This is a genomic window from Bacillus sp. GW821-FHT01G09, assembly GCF_059422205.1.
Map to the genome: position 1 here is coordinate 275,429 of NZ_JBWKWL010000005.1, position 13,629 is coordinate 289,057.

Genomic DNA, 13,629 nt, shown 5'->3' on the forward strand with positions numbered 1-13,629 from the left:
GAAAGAACATGATGCTTCGATATACAGCTCTGGGCGATTCCTTGACGACAGGGAGAGGCTCCGGGCTGTTTTCACCCGGCTTCGTCCAGCGTTTTGGGGACATGATGGAAGCTGACTTGAAAACAAGAACGGCAATAAACATATTTGCCAGATCAGGCCTGAATACAGAAGAGATTTTGGGACTCCTGTCATATCCCTATGTGCAAAAATGCATTCGAGATGCTGATATGATAACGATCACAGGGTGCGGAAACGATCTCATCGATTCGGTCTTAGCCTACCAAACCTCTAAGGATGAAACGATTTTCAGCCGTGTATCCGCCCATTGCCATGAGAATTTTGAAAAGATGATTGCCAAAATCGCCGAGATTAAAGGAGAAAATCCTTCCCCGTACGCCATCCGAGTGTTCAACTTATACAATCCGTTTCCCGGCATTGAAATCGCCGGCAAATGGATCACATCCTTTAATTCACATTTAGAAACACTTGCATCAGCACCCCATGTCAAAATCGCGGATGCCTATAGCATCTTCAAAGGCAAGGAGCGGGAATATCTGTCCTTTGACGGTGTCCATCCGAACTGCAAAGGCTATCAAGCGATGGCTGAAGCCGTTCACAAGCTAGGCTATAAAGAATTATCAGTTTCATAAAAAACGCGCCTAATGACAGGCGCGTTTTTTATGTGTGATCGAAATATTAAAAGAAACTTAAAATTCTCTGTCTTCTGTTCTACAGACAAACAAAGTGCGCTAGAATAATGGAGGGCGTAGGCAAATATAGCCATAACGTTCAATATTTCGTATATAAGGAAGGATGGTCCTTTTGTTTCGGATTTTTAAAATGTCTTTTGCGGTTATCATTATTATACTGGCGCTTATTGCTTTTAACTATACGGAACACACCTCTGTTATCCAATCAGTCATGCTCGTCTTTCTTGGTGCGGTCATGTTTATGCAGGGGCTTGAAGAACGCAAAAAAGAAAATGACGGCTCAGGCGCTTTTAATATTTATACCGCCGTTTTTGTATGGTCTGTCTCCCTTATCGGTTTTACACTTCATATTATATAAATCTATTACACATCCTGAAAATGCTCGACCGTCGGGAACGGGGTATAGAACCGATGAAGCAAGGCTTTCCACTCTTGATACTCTGAAGAACCGCGAAAGCCTTCCGTATGGTCCTCAAGTGTTTCCCACTCCACAAGAAGCAGATATTTATGCGTTTCCTCCATGCATTTTGATAACGAGTGAGTGATATAGCCCTTCATGCCGGAAATAATCGGCGCCGCTTGCCGGAATGCATCCTCAAACTCTTGTTCAAGGCCTTCTTTAATGTGAAGCATTGCTGCCTCCCTGACCATGCTATCCCTTCTTTCTGTCTTTTCAAATAGTCTACAGCAAACGATAGGAGATTTCTGCAAAATCGGTGAACTTTTCCTTCATTTTCAAAAAAATCTTGCACGCACCAATTCAATTAAGAGAAAATAACAAGTGGAAGGCAGGGGAAAGTCATGTTAAAAAAGTGTATTCTACTAGTATTTCTATGCGTCGGATTGATTGGGTTAATCGGATGCTCCAAAACAGATTCACCAGAGGATCGCATGGAAGCATTCGTGAAACAGTGGAACGATCAGCAATTCGATGACATGTATCAAAGCCTGACTAAAGATGTCAAAAAAGAAATCTCCAAAAAAGATTTCGTCAACAGGTATAAAGCCATCTATGAGCAGGCCGGCGTAAAAAATTTGAAAGTCACTGCGGGAGAAGTAGATAAGGACGATCAAGACAACAAGACAATGAAACATATCCCGTATAAAGTCAGCATGAACACAAATGCCGGCAAAGTCAGCTTCAAGAATACTGCTGTGCTGAAATTAGAAAAAACAGATGACGAGGAGTCATGGAATATAGATTGGGACCCATCGTTTATTTTCAAGCAGCTGGCTGACGACAAAACCGTGCAAATTATGAGCATTGAACCGAAACGAGGCCAAATTTACGATAAAAATGGAAAAGGTTTAGCTGTCAATACAGATGTTCCGGAAATTGGAATTGTTCCCGGAGAGCTTGGCGATAAAAAAGAGAAAGTTATAAAAGAACTCGCCAAAAAACTTGATTTGACTGAAGACGACATCAAGAAAAAGCTGGATCAAGGCTGGGTAAAAGACGATTCGTTTGTGCCGCTCAAAAAGGTCAAGCCTGACAAGGAGAAATTAGTTTCTGAAGCGACGTCATTACAAGGCGTAACAAGAACGAATGTCAGCTCCCGCTACTATCCGTATGGCGAAAAGACAGCCCATTTGACAGGCTATGTCCGCGCCATTACAGCGGAAGAACTGAAGAAAAAGAAAGAAGGAACGTACAGCGATACGTCTAACATCGGTATCGCCGGACTTGAAAATGTGTATGAAGACAAGCTAAGAGGCACAACTGGCTGGAAAATCTACGTGCCGCAAACCGGGGAAGTCATCGCTGAAAAGAAAGCAAAGGACGGCGAGGATCTTCACCTCACAATTGATATCAAAACGCAAACGAAGCTGTATGATGAACTGAAGGATGACAGCGGGGCGGCAGTCGCGCTGCAGCCGAAGACAGGCGAAACACTAGCCCTTGTCAGTGCGCCTTCCTACGATCCAAACGGATTTATTTTCGGCTGGAGCGATAAGGAATGGAAAAAGCTAAACAAAGATAAAAACAATCCGTTTTCAGCGAAATTCAATAAGACATACGCGCCAGGTTCTACCATTAAACCGATTGCGGCTGCTATTGGAATCAAAAACGGCACCCTTAAAGCCGATGAGAAGAAAACAATTAAAGGCAAGGAGTGGCAAAAAGATTCGAGCTGGGGCGGCTATTCAGTGACACGTGTGTCTGAGAGACTTCAACAAGTCGATTTGGAAAACGCCCTTATTACGTCAGACAATATTTATTTTGCCCAGAATGCGCTTGATATGGGAGCGGATACCTTCACAAAAGGCTTAAAAACATTCGGTTTTTCAGAGGACGTTCCGTATGAATTCCCGATCCAGAAATCGTCTATTGCAAATGACAAGCTTGATTCAGACATTTTGCTTGCGGATACAGGCTACGGACAAGGGCAAATGCAAATGTCTCCGCTTCACTTGGCAACTGCTTACACGCCATTTGTTGACAATGGAGATCTTGTCAAACCGACGCTGATCAAAAAAGATTCACAAACAGCTGATGTTTGGCACAAGCAAGTGGTCACGAAGGAAGGAGCGGCAGACATTACAAAAGGTCTGAAAGGCGTTGTGGAAGATGAGCGCGGATCAGCGTATCAGCCTGTCGTAAAAGGAATCACAGTGGCCGGGAAAACAGGAACAGCCGAGCTGAAAACATCAAAAGATGATAAAGACGGCACGGAAAATGGCTGGTTTGTCGGCTACGATTACAAAAACAAAGACCTGCTTGTAGCCATGATGATCCAAAATGTGCAGGACCGCGGCGGCAGCCACTATGTCGTTGAGAAAGCGAAAAAGCAATTTCAATCGAATTAAAATGTCTTTTTAAAAGGAGCGAAAGGAAAAAGGGGATCTGAGGCCGAATGAACTAGTAAGGGGCAAAACCCGGTTTATACAAAGAAAAGAGGGATTTTGCATGCAGCGTATTCAATTGGCGGAGGATCTTCAATTTTCAAGAGTCATACACGGGCTTTGGCGGCTGAATGAATGGAACTATTCAGATGCTGAACTTCTGAGTCTCATTGAATGGTGTATCGATCATGGCATCACGACCTTTGATCATGCGGATATTTATGGAGGCTATACGTGCGAAAAGCTGTTTGGAAACGCCCTTGCCATTTCGCCTGGATTAAGAGAAAACATAGAGCTGGTCACAAAATGCGGTATCGTTCTTGAATCGCCTGAACGGCCCGCTCACAGATCGCATCATTATAACACAAGCAAATCGCATATTTTGGCATCCGTTGAGCAATCGCTTATGAACTTAAGGACGGATTATATTGATGTGCTGTTGATTCACAGACCGGACCCGCTCATGGATCCGGAGGGGGTAGCAGAGGCGTTTCAGGCCTTGAAATGCTCTGGCAAGGTCAGGTACTTTGGCGTTTCAAATTTTAAAGATCACCAGTATCGGATGCTGGAATCGTATTTGCCTGAGAAGCTTGTGACCAACCAGATTGAGCTTTCCGCATACGAATTAGAAAATATGCTCGACGGCACTTTGAACCTGTGCCAGGAAAAACGGATTCCGCCGATGGCTTGGTCGCCTCTGGCAGGCGGCAAAGTATTCACTGAAAACACGGATAAAGACCGGCGTGTCCGCACGGCGCTTGAATCCGTCCAAGCAGAGATTGGCGCCGCTTCATTGGACGAGGTGATGTACGCATGGCTGTATACGCATCCGGCCGACATCATGCCGATTGTCGGAAGCGGAAAGCGCGAGCGGATTTCCGCCGCGATAAATGCGTTGTCATACAAGCTTGACCAGGATCAATGGTTCCGCATTTTTACAGCCGTACAGGGTTACGATATTCCATAAAAAGCATCAGCTTACCAGCTGATGCTTTTTCAATATTGTCACACCGCTTAGTGCCAAATTACCATTTATAAGTGATTGATTCTTTCTTGAAAGCGTTTTATATTAAAAGGAAACCTCTCTATATCCTCTACTGCATCTCCTTGCGACTTCATCCGCACATCAAGATTGTCTAGGAGGTCTTTTTTATGTATATGACTGCCAGAGAACAAAAGCTGTTAAAGCACTTATTATTACAAAACAGATATATAACCGTAACTGAGCTTGCTGAGCTGATGCAAGTCAGCACGAGAACCATTCACAGGGAACTCAAATCAATTAAACCGCTGATGGAAACCGTGGGGCTTACGTTAGATAAACAGCCCGGTAAAGGGTTGAAAGCAGTGGGAAGTCCCGAGGATAAACAAAAGCTGCTTACTGATTTATCATATGAACAGCATGAATACAGCGCCGACGAACGGAAACTGCTCATTCTTTGTTCGTTATTAGAGTCTCAGGAGCCCGTCAAACTATACACGCTTGCTCATGATCTCCAGGTGACGAATGCCACGGTCAGCTATGACTTAGATGAGCTCGAGAAGTGGATTTCCCCCTTCGGACTGACACTGATCCGCAAAAGAGGTTTTGGCATCCAGCTCATAGGGCCGGAGAATGCGAAACGGAAAATTGTCGGCAACTTGATTGTGAACCGTCTCGACATCCAAATGTTTTTGGAAGCGGTTGAATTAAACATCAAAGGAAAAGCTGATTCTTCAGAGAAAATGTTCGGGGTTGTCAGCAAAGGCGAGCTGCTAAAAATGGAGCGCATCTTATTTCAGCTCAAAGAAAAAATCGCTTTTTCATTGTCCGACAGCTCCTATATAGCGCTCGTCGTCCATCTGACGTATGCGATCGAACGAATTAAGCTTGGGGAAACCATCACCATGGAGCAAAATGAGCTTGAGGAACTGAAGAACGCGAAAGAATACAGTTCGGCTCTTGAAATCGCGGGCGAGCTTGAACGTGCCTTCGGCGTGACGATCCCAGAGGCAGAGGTCGGCTATATTACAATCCACCTTCGAAGCGCCAATCGAAAATACAAAACAGAATACAAAGCGCAGGAAATTGAGCTGGAAACAGCCCTGCAAACAAAGCGGCTCATTGCTTTTATTTCAGACAAAATCAGAATGGATCTGACGAAAAACTACTCTTTATATGAAGGCTTGATTGCCCATTTGGAGCCGGCCGTCAGCCGCATAAAAGAAAATATTGAGATATACAATCCGATGAAGGAACAGATCAAGCGCGATTATTTTCTGCTTTATATGGCGATCGAAGAAGGTGTCGAAAAGTATTTTCCGGGCATGTCCTTTTCTGATGATGAAATCGCTTTTATCGTTCTTCACTTTGGCTCGGCTCTTGAAATCAAAAAAGAAGAAGCAAAAGTGAAAGCGCTTGTCGTCTGCTCAAGCGGGATCGGCTCCTCGAAAATGCTTGCCTCCAGACTGAAAAAAGAGCTGCCGGAAATTGAATCGTTTGATATGTCATCTCTGATCGAGCTAAAGGGGAAGGATGTTCAAGCCTATGATATGATTGTGTCCACTGTACCGATTCCTTATGAAAACATTGATTACATCATGGTCAGCCCGCTATTAAATGAGGAAGACGCAAACCAGGTCAAGCAGTATATCAAGCGGAAGATTCCCCTTATTCTTAACAAAAAAAGAAGCCCGAAGGAAGAGGCGCAGCAAGCTGATGTACCTGACATGCTAGAGGCGGCGGAAAGCATAGGGCGGTATATGGAAGTTATCCAAGATGTTCTGCGCCATTTTACGCTAGCTCAACTCAAAACAAACCCGGACCATAGCATGCTTCTGCTAGAGCTTTTTCAACAGCTGAAGAAGGATGGCCTGATCCGTGATCCGGAAAAAGCCGCGGTTTGCCTGGCTGAGCGGGAGAAACAAGGGGGATTGGGAATCCCCGGAACAAACATGGCGCTTTATCATCTCAAAAATGATGAAATCGTCCTGCCTTTTTTCAAAATGTTTGATCTCAGCACCTCCTATGAAGTGGATGGCATGGACGGAAATACCCTCAGGATGACACGCATTCTCGTCATGATGGCGCCTGGCTCATTATCTGCTGAAGGCTCGGAGATTTTAAGCGCGATCAGCTCGGCAATTATCGAGAGCGGAGAAAGCATGGCGGGGTTTCAGGAAGAAGGAGAACAAGAATTGTATCAGCGGTTAAACCGCATATTTTTCACATGGATGAAAGAAAAAAACATACTGTAAACCTGCATGGCACACGTCAAAAATTTGGCGTGTGTTTTTCTGTGGATGGGGAACAAAATAAGAAAATGTGGGACTATTTTATCATTCAGTATTGGAATAATTCCAAAATGAAATAGTTTTACAAGTTATCTTTTTTGGGTTAAAATGGGTGAGGTAAGGAAGAAAATCTAACAAATTATTGAAGATTCAAGAGAATATAGGAGATGACGATATGGAAACATTACAGCATCTGATTCTGCATGACATGCCGAATAGCGAAGAAATAGAGGCTGTAAAAAGCGGAGACCATACACTGACATATAAAGGTTACCGTAAACGGATTAATCAGCTGGCGAATGCCATGCTTCAAAAAGGAATTCAAAAGGGTGACCGTGTTGCATTGCTTTGCAAAAACGGCCATCCCGCATCAACTGTTATGTTCGCCGCGCTTGAAATAGGTGCTGTTGTCGTACCTGTCAGCTGGCAGCTGAAACCATATGAAATGACAGGCATTTTAAAAGCAAGTGAACCGAAAGCGATGTTTTACGGAGCGGAGTTTAAAGAGATACTGGATGAAGTTCTTCCTGAATTGTCCTCACTGTGTGTAACAATGGAAACAGGAACAGCTTACGAAACATCTGCTGAATTTGAAGCGCTGTTTGCAGGTCCTGATCATTTGCCAGAGACGGAAATGGTTTCCCCTGATGATACAGCACTTCTGATGTTTACATCTGGAACAACGGGAAACCCGAAAAGATGCATGATTACACATGGCGGCATATACAGATACGTTAAAAAATCCAACAGCTCAATAGCACGTATGAAGGGCCTTCGTTTTCTCGCGTGCCATCCGATTTATCATACGAGTGCGCTCATTTGCATCATGCTTGGAACGTTTGCAGAAACAACCTTTGTGTTTACAAAGGATCAAGATCCTGTTCACATGCTGAAGGTCATTGAAGAAGAGAAAATTCAGACCGTGATGGCTCTTCCTGTGTTTTACACGTATTTGCTTGAGGCGTGGGAAAAGCACCAAACTGACTTATCTTCACTTGTTATTTTAATGACAGGCGGAACAAAAGTGCCGAGCAGCCTAATCCGCCGCTATCTTGATATTGGCATTCCGCTCGCGCATGGCTATGGAAGCACTGAGGCTTGGGGCATCAGCACATGGACGCCTGATATGGGAATGGATAAAGCGGCATCTGCAGGAAAACCTGTGGCAGGTGTTAAAGTCAAAGTGGAAGATCCTCTGACCGGAGAAGAACTTCCTCAAGGTGAAATCGGCGAAATCGTTGTTCACACGCCATTCTTATTTAAAGGCTATGAAGACAACCCTGAAGCAACAGCGAAAGTGCTGCAAAATGGATGGTTTAAAACCGGAGATTCAGGATATGTGGATGAAGATGGCTTTATTTTCATCACGGGACGCTACAAGGATGTCATTATTTACGGAGGCGATAACGTCTATCCTGATCAGGTTGAAGAAGTTATCCAGCAGATCCCGGGAATCCTTGAAACGGCTGTGGTCGGTATTCCTGACCCGCTTTACGGTGAAAAACCGAAAGCTTTTATCGTGAAAAATGGCGGCCAGCGCATCACGGCAGAAGATGTCATCGCATTTTGTAAAGAACGCCTGTCCGCTTACAAAATACCTGAAGTTGAATTTGTTAACGAACTGCCGAAAAACAACCTTGGCAAGGTGAAAAAAGACGTCCTGCGCAATCAGGCTGTACATTCATAAAAGAAGAAGCCCGCCCACTTTATGTGGCGGGCTTCTTTGCAGTTGCACAGACGGAAAGCTCAGGCTTAATGTTCTTAAATTCTATATCAATGTCTTCGAAGCCGGCTGCTTTAAAGTCAGCAATCATCTGTCTTCCAAATGATTTGGTTTTCTCAGGACTGGCATCCGCTTCCCGCGGCTGCATCGTAATGGCTGCTTTGCCGCCTGGCTTTAATGCCCGATAAATCTGTTTCATGCCTTTTGTTTGGTCATTCCAAATGGTGTAGTTGTTAACGGAAATCACTTTATCATAAAACGAGGCGGGGAGAGGAAATGTCTCGATGCTTCCTTGTATCAGGCGCACACCCTTGGATTTCACTCTGCGGGCGGCCATCTTCAGCATGGCCTCTGACACATCAATCCCATGAAGCTGAACATCCTTCTCGCGTTTCAGCACCTGCTCTATGCAGTATCCCGGGCCAAACCCGACTTCTAAAATGCTGTCCCCGCGCGTGATACCCAGCTGATTGATTGTCCACTGATTCAGTGTTTGATTTTCAGCAGCCATGATGTACCCGGCAATCATGCCGATGACGCCCTTTGGCCTGCTGAATCTTCTAGAAAGCATGTTAATCATTCAGCAACCAACCCCCTTTTTGAGTTATTTCCTCCAAGCGTTCCATGTGAAACATTTTTCTGATAAAGCAATGCGAAGGTGCCAAGCCATGTTTATCCAAAGAGTGTGTGAGGTACACAACAAATAGACATGAAAACAAAGGAGGAGAATCATCATGGCAAATTATCCAAAAGAACTGCCGGCACAAACTCAAAGTCGCCAGCCGGGAATTGAAAGCGAAATGAATCCAAGTCCGGTGTATGAGTACGAGGATTATAAAGGAGCAGACAAATTAAAAGGAAAAGTAGCTCTTATTACAGGCGGCGACAGCGGGATCGGACGCGCGGTTTCCGTCGCTTATGCAAAGGAAGGCGCAGACATCGCCATTGTGTATAAGGATGAGCATGAAGACGCTGAGGAGACGAAGAAACGTGTTGAACAAGAAGGCGTAAAATGCCTGCTGATTGCTGGTGACGTAGGTGAAGAGGAATTCTGCAATGAAGCGGTTGAAAAAACGGTCAAGGAACTAGGCGGCCTTGACATCCTTGTCAACAATGCAGGTGAACAGCATCCGAAGGAAAGCATCAAAGAGATTACGAGCGAACAGCTTCACCGCACATTCAAAACAAACTTTTATTCTCAATTTTATTTGACTAAAAAAGCAATTGATTACCTGAAACCGGGCAGCGCCATCATCAATACGACATCCATCAACCCGTACGTAGGGAACCCGACACTGATTGATTATACAGCGACAAAAGGGGCGATCAACGCCTTTACAAGAACAATGGCGCAGGCGCTTGTCAAAGACGGCATCCGTGTAAATGCAGTCGCGCCGGGTCCAATCTGGACGCCACTAATCCCAGCTACGTTCCCTGAAGAAACAGTTGATCAATTTGGGCAAGATACGCCGATGGGCCGTCCTGGACAGCCTGTTGAGCACGTCGGCTGTTATGTGCTTCTGGCATCAGATGAGTCCTCTTACATGACAGGTCAGACCCTGCATGTCAACGGCGGAAACTTTGTGACGACATAAGAGGGAGTGAGACATATGGGCATCACGAAAGAAGAAGTGAACAGCTACTATCAAAAAGCAGGGATTGTATTAACGGACGAGGAAGTAGACCAAATCCAGCTGATGGATTACGGCTTAGGAAAAGAAAGAAAAGTCGGGCTCCAGCTCTTCGTCTACGTCAATACAGACCGTTATTGTTCAAAGGAATTGGTGCTGTTTCCGGGACAGACTTGCCCGGAACACCGCCATCCGCCGGTCGACGGCCAGGAAGGCAAGCAGGAGACCTTCCGCTGCCGCTACGGAAAAGTGTATCTTTACGTAGAAGGAGAAAAAACGCCGCTTCCAAAAGTTCTCCCTCCTCAGGAAGACAGAGAACACTATACGGTCTGGCACGAAATTGAGCTAGAACCGGGCGGGCAATATACAATCCCCCCGAATACAAAGCATTGGTTCCAGGCCGGGGAAGAAGGTGCCGTCGTGACGGAAATGTCATCGACGAGCACGGATAAACATGATATCTTTACCGATCCAAGGATATAAGGATGAGGCTTAGCAGCCCATCCTTTTTTGTATTGAAAAAAACGGAATCATCGCTATAATGGGTAAAAAAGGAAAGAGGGAGAGGCAATGTTCACTTGCAAGGTAAATGAGCACATCACCATCCGATTATTGGAGCCGAAGGATGCGGAGCGGCTGGCCGAACTCATTATCCAAAATCAGCAGCGGCTTGGCAAGTGGCTGTTTTGGGCGGAAAATCCAAGCAGCGCTGAAACGTACAGAGAAACGATCATTCCAAATTGGCGGTGGGAATATGCTGATCTGACCAGCATTGAAGCGGGGATCCTTTATGACGGCAGCCTATGCGGCATGATCGGACTGCATAACCTTGATCAAGTGAATCGAAAAGCGGAAATCGGATACTGGATTGCCAAAGAATTTGAAGGGAAAGGCATTATTACAGCTGCCTGCCGAAAACTCATTACGTATGCTTTTGAAGAGCTTGAGCTGAATCGTGTGGCGATCTGTGCGGCTGTCGGAAACGAAAAAAGCAGAGCGCTTCCGGAGCGGCTCGGGTTTCTAGAGGAAGGAAGGGCACGGGATGGCTTATACGTAAACGGCAGGCATCACGACCTCGTCTACTACAGTCTGTTAAAGCGTGAATGGGAAGGTGAAAAATAAAGAGCACACTTTCTTGTTTAAATCTTCCCCGGATGTGGAAAAGTAACAGCGGAGACGTTAAAAAGGAGTGATTAGAGATGAATCAGCAAGACATTAAACAAAAAGTGCTTGATGTTCTAGATCACCATAAAGTAGGTTCGCTCGCAACAGTTCAAAAGGGCAAACCGCATTCCCGCTACATGACTTTTTTCCATGACGGGCTGACGATTTACACACCGACAAGCAAGGAAACTCATAAAGCGGAAGAAATTGAGAACAACCCCAATGTCCACATTTTATTAGGCTATGATTGTGAAGGTTTTGGCGACGCATATGTCGAAGTTGCCGGAAAAGCCAAAATCAACAATTCGGCAGAACTCAAGGACAAAATATGGAGTTCCAAATTAGAGCGCTGGTTTGACGGCAAGGATGATCCGAATCTGGTGATTCTTGAAATTGAACCGGAGGATATCAGATTGATGAATGCCGGGGAGAAAACACCGGTCTCACTCGAACTATAAAAAATTTGTGTTTTCAGGGGCGATATGTTATTATGAATAGCTAGTAAGAAAAATAAGCAAATAAAAAAGAAAGTAAACTTCTTTTTTCTGTTTTGAGAGAGAAGCTTACCGCTTCCCAAGCAGCATAACCAGCTGCCCTTATTCTTTTCCTTCATAACAAATCGCCCCTAACGATGAGATGGAAAAAAGACTTTTTTGTTTTACAATTCACACCGGCGCGGCTTCGGAGCCGCAGTGACGATTGAGAGGTAGGGCTTTCGTTGTCTTGTGTTCAAGAAATTTCCATGGTGTTTACTTTCCAGAATGATTCTTCGGAACAATGCTTTATGAATCTAACCCGCCTGACTTGGCGGATGATATAATCTTTATTTGCGTATAGAAAAGAATAAGACAAACCGCCCGGCGTACGCCGGACGGTTTTTTTATTGCAAAAAACACATCGTACTGAAACCTCCTTGTCTTCTTTCCAGTCTTATCTCTAGGATGAAATTGGAGGAAGAATAACGTGCATGTCATTACAACACAAGTACTTTTTATTTTTTGTTTTTTATTGCTGATTCACTCGATAGAAACTTTAGCCTATGCCACAAGGCTTTCCGGGGCCCGCGTTGGATTTATTGCGTCCGCGCTTTCTCTGTTTAATGTCATGGTCATCGTATCCAGAATGTCGAACATGGTGCAGCAGCCCTTTACCGGGCATTTAATTGATGATGCTGGAAAAAACGCACTGGCGATTGTAGGGGAGCAGTTCCGCTTTTTAATTTTCGGATCGACAGTCGGCACCATTTTGGGCATTATCCTGCTCCCGTCTTTTGTCGCTCTTTTTTCACGGGCGATTATTCACTTGGCGGGCGGCGGCGGCTCCGTTTTTCAAGTTTTCCGAAAGGGATTCTCGAAACAAGGATTCAAAAATGCCCTTTCCTATTTGCGTCTGCCGTCTATTTCATATGTAAAAGGATTTCATATGCGCTTGATTCCGAAGCGTTTGTTTGTCATCAACATGCTGATTACATCGATTTATACGATTGGCGTGCTTTCGGCTTTATACGCAGGCCTTCTGGCGCCGGAGCGCAGTACGACAGCCGTCATGGCTTCGGGTTTGATCAACGGAATTGCGACGATGCTACTGGCCATTTTTGTTGATCCTAAGGTATCCGTTCTAGCTGATGATGTGGCAAAAGGAAAACGAAGCTATATCTATTTAAAATGGACCTCTGTCACAATGGTCACATCAAGGGTGGCGGGCACACTCCTCGCCCAGCTCATGTTTATTCCGGGGGCCTACTATATCGCGTGGCTGACAAAGTGGTTTTAATAAAAAAGGCTGGATCATAAAAATCCAGCCTTTTTTGCGTTCCCTTATTTATATTTCCTTAATCCGCGGTCGTACAAAAAATTTCCGAATGGGACGAAAGCGGCGACGAAGCCGGCAGCTGACCATTTCAGCGGCCATTTGACAGAGAAGGTTGCATAAGCCAAGACAAGCAAATACAAAATGAACAACCCGCCGTGAACCGAACCGACAATTGTCACCGCAAGCGGAAGGCCTGCCCAATATTTAAGCGGCATAGCGATGAACAACAGGATTAAGAGTGACATTCCTTCAATAAAACCCATCGTGCGAAGTCTTCCGATCGGCGTTTGCAGCATAAATCGCCCTCCTTGTGGACACGTTTTCATTTTATACTATAAACAATCTGGGGGGGTATATGACAGCTTTTAAAAAATGTTCGGAAAACATTCATTTTTACATGCCTTTTCTAGGGAACTGTACTTGTCATTTACAAAAATACCCGAGATAATGTGTACAAAATCAAAAAAGAAGG

The 13,629-nt window shown here is 44.9% G+C and carries 14 protein-coding genes; 11 read left to right on the plus strand and 3 right to left on the minus strand.

What is annotated here, in order from left to right:
* Positions 1 to 8: 8 nt before the first annotated feature.
* Both lipC and AC07VD_RS17660 read left to right on the plus strand, forming a co-directional pair.
* Positions 9 to 650: a spore germination lipase LipC gene (gene lipC / locus AC07VD_RS17655; RefSeq protein WP_024572562.1), complete on the plus strand. Its 642-nt coding sequence runs from the start codon at positions 9 to 11 to the stop codon at positions 648 to 650.
* Between the two features lie 172 nt (positions 651 to 822).
* Positions 823 to 1,068, plus strand: coding sequence for a YczI family protein (locus AC07VD_RS17660; protein WP_003240256.1), 246 nt, complete (start codon positions 823 to 825; stop codon positions 1,066 to 1,068).
* Between the two features lie 5 nt (positions 1,069 to 1,073).
* Here the strand turns inward: AC07VD_RS17660 and AC07VD_RS17665 are convergent, their stop codons facing one another.
* Positions 1,074 to 1,361 carry an antibiotic biosynthesis monooxygenase family protein gene (locus tag AC07VD_RS17665; protein WP_003234413.1) on the minus strand — a complete coding sequence of 96 codons (288 nt, stop codon included), beginning with the start codon at positions 1,359 to 1,361 and terminating at the stop codon, positions 1,074 to 1,076.
* A 150-nt stretch (positions 1,362 to 1,511) separates the two neighbouring features.
* On the opposite strand from AC07VD_RS17665, the gene pbpC reads away from it, so the two are divergent.
* From pbpC to AC07VD_RS17685, 4 genes are all read left to right on the plus strand, one after another.
* Positions 1,512 to 3,518 carry a penicillin-binding protein 3 gene (gene pbpC / locus AC07VD_RS17670; RefSeq protein ID WP_494721890.1) on the plus strand — a complete coding sequence of 669 codons (2,007 nt, stop codon included), beginning with the start codon at positions 1,512 to 1,514 and terminating at the stop codon, positions 3,516 to 3,518.
* Between the two features lie 100 nt (positions 3,519 to 3,618).
* Positions 3,619 to 4,521 (plus strand): aldo/keto reductase, encoded by a 903-nt coding sequence (locus AC07VD_RS17675; RefSeq protein WP_494721891.1) that lies wholly within the window; start codon positions 3,619 to 3,621, stop codon positions 4,519 to 4,521.
* A gap of 185 nt (positions 4,522 to 4,706) precedes the next feature.
* Positions 4,707 to 6,791: a mannitol operon transcriptional activator MtlR gene (mtlR, locus tag AC07VD_RS17680; RefSeq protein WP_101169821.1), complete on the plus strand. Its 2,085-nt coding sequence runs from the start codon at positions 4,707 to 4,709 to the stop codon at positions 6,789 to 6,791.
* A 211-nt stretch (positions 6,792 to 7,002) separates the two neighbouring features.
* Positions 7,003 to 8,514, plus strand: a complete 1,512-nt coding sequence (locus tag AC07VD_RS17685) for a class I adenylate-forming enzyme family protein (protein WP_494721892.1) — start codon at positions 7,003 to 7,005, stop codon at positions 8,512 to 8,514.
* A 19-nt stretch (positions 8,515 to 8,533) separates the two neighbouring features.
* Here the strand turns inward: AC07VD_RS17685 and AC07VD_RS17690 are convergent, their stop codons facing one another.
* Positions 8,534 to 9,130 carry a class I SAM-dependent methyltransferase gene (locus AC07VD_RS17690; RefSeq protein WP_216996211.1) on the minus strand — a complete coding sequence of 199 codons (597 nt, stop codon included), beginning with the start codon at positions 9,128 to 9,130 and terminating at the stop codon, positions 8,534 to 8,536.
* Positions 9,131 to 9,284: 154 nt separating this feature from the next.
* Here AC07VD_RS17690 and AC07VD_RS17695 point away from each other — a divergent pair, with 154 nt between their 5' ends.
* The 5 genes from AC07VD_RS17695 (at position 9,285) to amj (ending at position 13,118) form a co-directional block, all read left to right on the plus strand.
* Entirely contained in the window at positions 9,285 to 10,145 is an 861-nt protein-coding gene (locus AC07VD_RS17695; protein ID WP_494721893.1) for an SDR family oxidoreductase, read from the plus strand.
* A 15-nt stretch (positions 10,146 to 10,160) separates the two neighbouring features.
* Positions 10,161 to 10,664 (plus strand): D-lyxose ketol-isomerase, encoded by a 504-nt coding sequence (gene lyxE / locus AC07VD_RS17700; protein ID WP_003234400.1) that lies wholly within the window; start codon positions 10,161 to 10,163, stop codon positions 10,662 to 10,664.
* Positions 10,665 to 10,751: 87 nt separating this feature from the next.
* Entirely contained in the window at positions 10,752 to 11,303 is a 552-nt protein-coding gene (locus tag AC07VD_RS17705; RefSeq protein ID WP_326248107.1) for a GNAT family N-acetyltransferase, read from the plus strand.
* Between the two features lie 77 nt (positions 11,304 to 11,380).
* A complete protein-coding gene (locus tag AC07VD_RS17710; protein ID WP_003234396.1) occupies positions 11,381 to 11,803 on the plus strand; it encodes a pyridoxamine 5'-phosphate oxidase family protein in 423 nt (140 codons plus the stop codon).
* A 505-nt stretch (positions 11,804 to 12,308) separates the two neighbouring features.
* Positions 12,309 to 13,118 (plus strand): lipid II flippase Amj, encoded by an 810-nt coding sequence (amj, locus tag AC07VD_RS17715; RefSeq protein ID WP_003234394.1) that lies wholly within the window; start codon positions 12,309 to 12,311, stop codon positions 13,116 to 13,118.
* A gap of 44 nt (positions 13,119 to 13,162) precedes the next feature.
* Here the strand turns inward: amj and AC07VD_RS17720 are convergent, their stop codons facing one another.
* A complete protein-coding gene (locus tag AC07VD_RS17720; RefSeq protein WP_014478869.1) occupies positions 13,163 to 13,453 on the minus strand; it encodes a DUF3817 domain-containing protein in 291 nt (96 codons plus the stop codon).
* Positions 13,454 to 13,629 lie beyond the last annotated feature (176 nt).

Coding starts and splice junctions, on each gene's coding strand:
- AC07VD_RS17690 (WP_216996211.1), bottom strand. CDS start 9,130: ATGATTAACATGCTTTCTAGAAGATTCAGCAGGCCAAAGGGCGTCATC.
- AC07VD_RS17685 (WP_494721892.1), top strand. CDS start 7,003: ATGGAAACATTACAGCATCTGATTCTGCATGACATGCCGAATAGCGAA.
- AC07VD_RS17665 (WP_003234413.1), bottom strand. CDS start 1,361: ATGGTCAGGGAGGCAGCAATGCTTCACATTAAAGAAGGCCTTGAACAA.
- AC07VD_RS17695 (WP_494721893.1), top strand. CDS start 9,285: ATGGCAAATTATCCAAAAGAACTGCCGGCACAAACTCAAAGTCGCCAG.
- pbpC (WP_494721890.1), top strand. CDS start 1,512: ATGTTAAAAAAGTGTATTCTACTAGTATTTCTATGCGTCGGATTGATT.
- lipC (WP_024572562.1), top strand. CDS start 9: ATGATGCTTCGATATACAGCTCTGGGCGATTCCTTGACGACAGGGAGA.
- mtlR (WP_101169821.1), top strand. CDS start 4,707: ATGTATATGACTGCCAGAGAACAAAAGCTGTTAAAGCACTTATTATTA.
- AC07VD_RS17720 (WP_014478869.1), bottom strand. CDS start 13,453: ATGCTGCAAACGCCGATCGGAAGACTTCGCACGATGGGTTTTATTGAA.
- AC07VD_RS17705 (WP_326248107.1), top strand. CDS start 10,752: ATGTTCACTTGCAAGGTAAATGAGCACATCACCATCCGATTATTGGAG.
- lyxE (WP_003234400.1), top strand. CDS start 10,161: ATGGGCATCACGAAAGAAGAAGTGAACAGCTACTATCAAAAAGCAGGG.
- AC07VD_RS17675 (WP_494721891.1), top strand. CDS start 3,619: ATGCAGCGTATTCAATTGGCGGAGGATCTTCAATTTTCAAGAGTCATA.
- AC07VD_RS17710 (WP_003234396.1), top strand. CDS start 11,381: ATGAATCAGCAAGACATTAAACAAAAAGTGCTTGATGTTCTAGATCAC.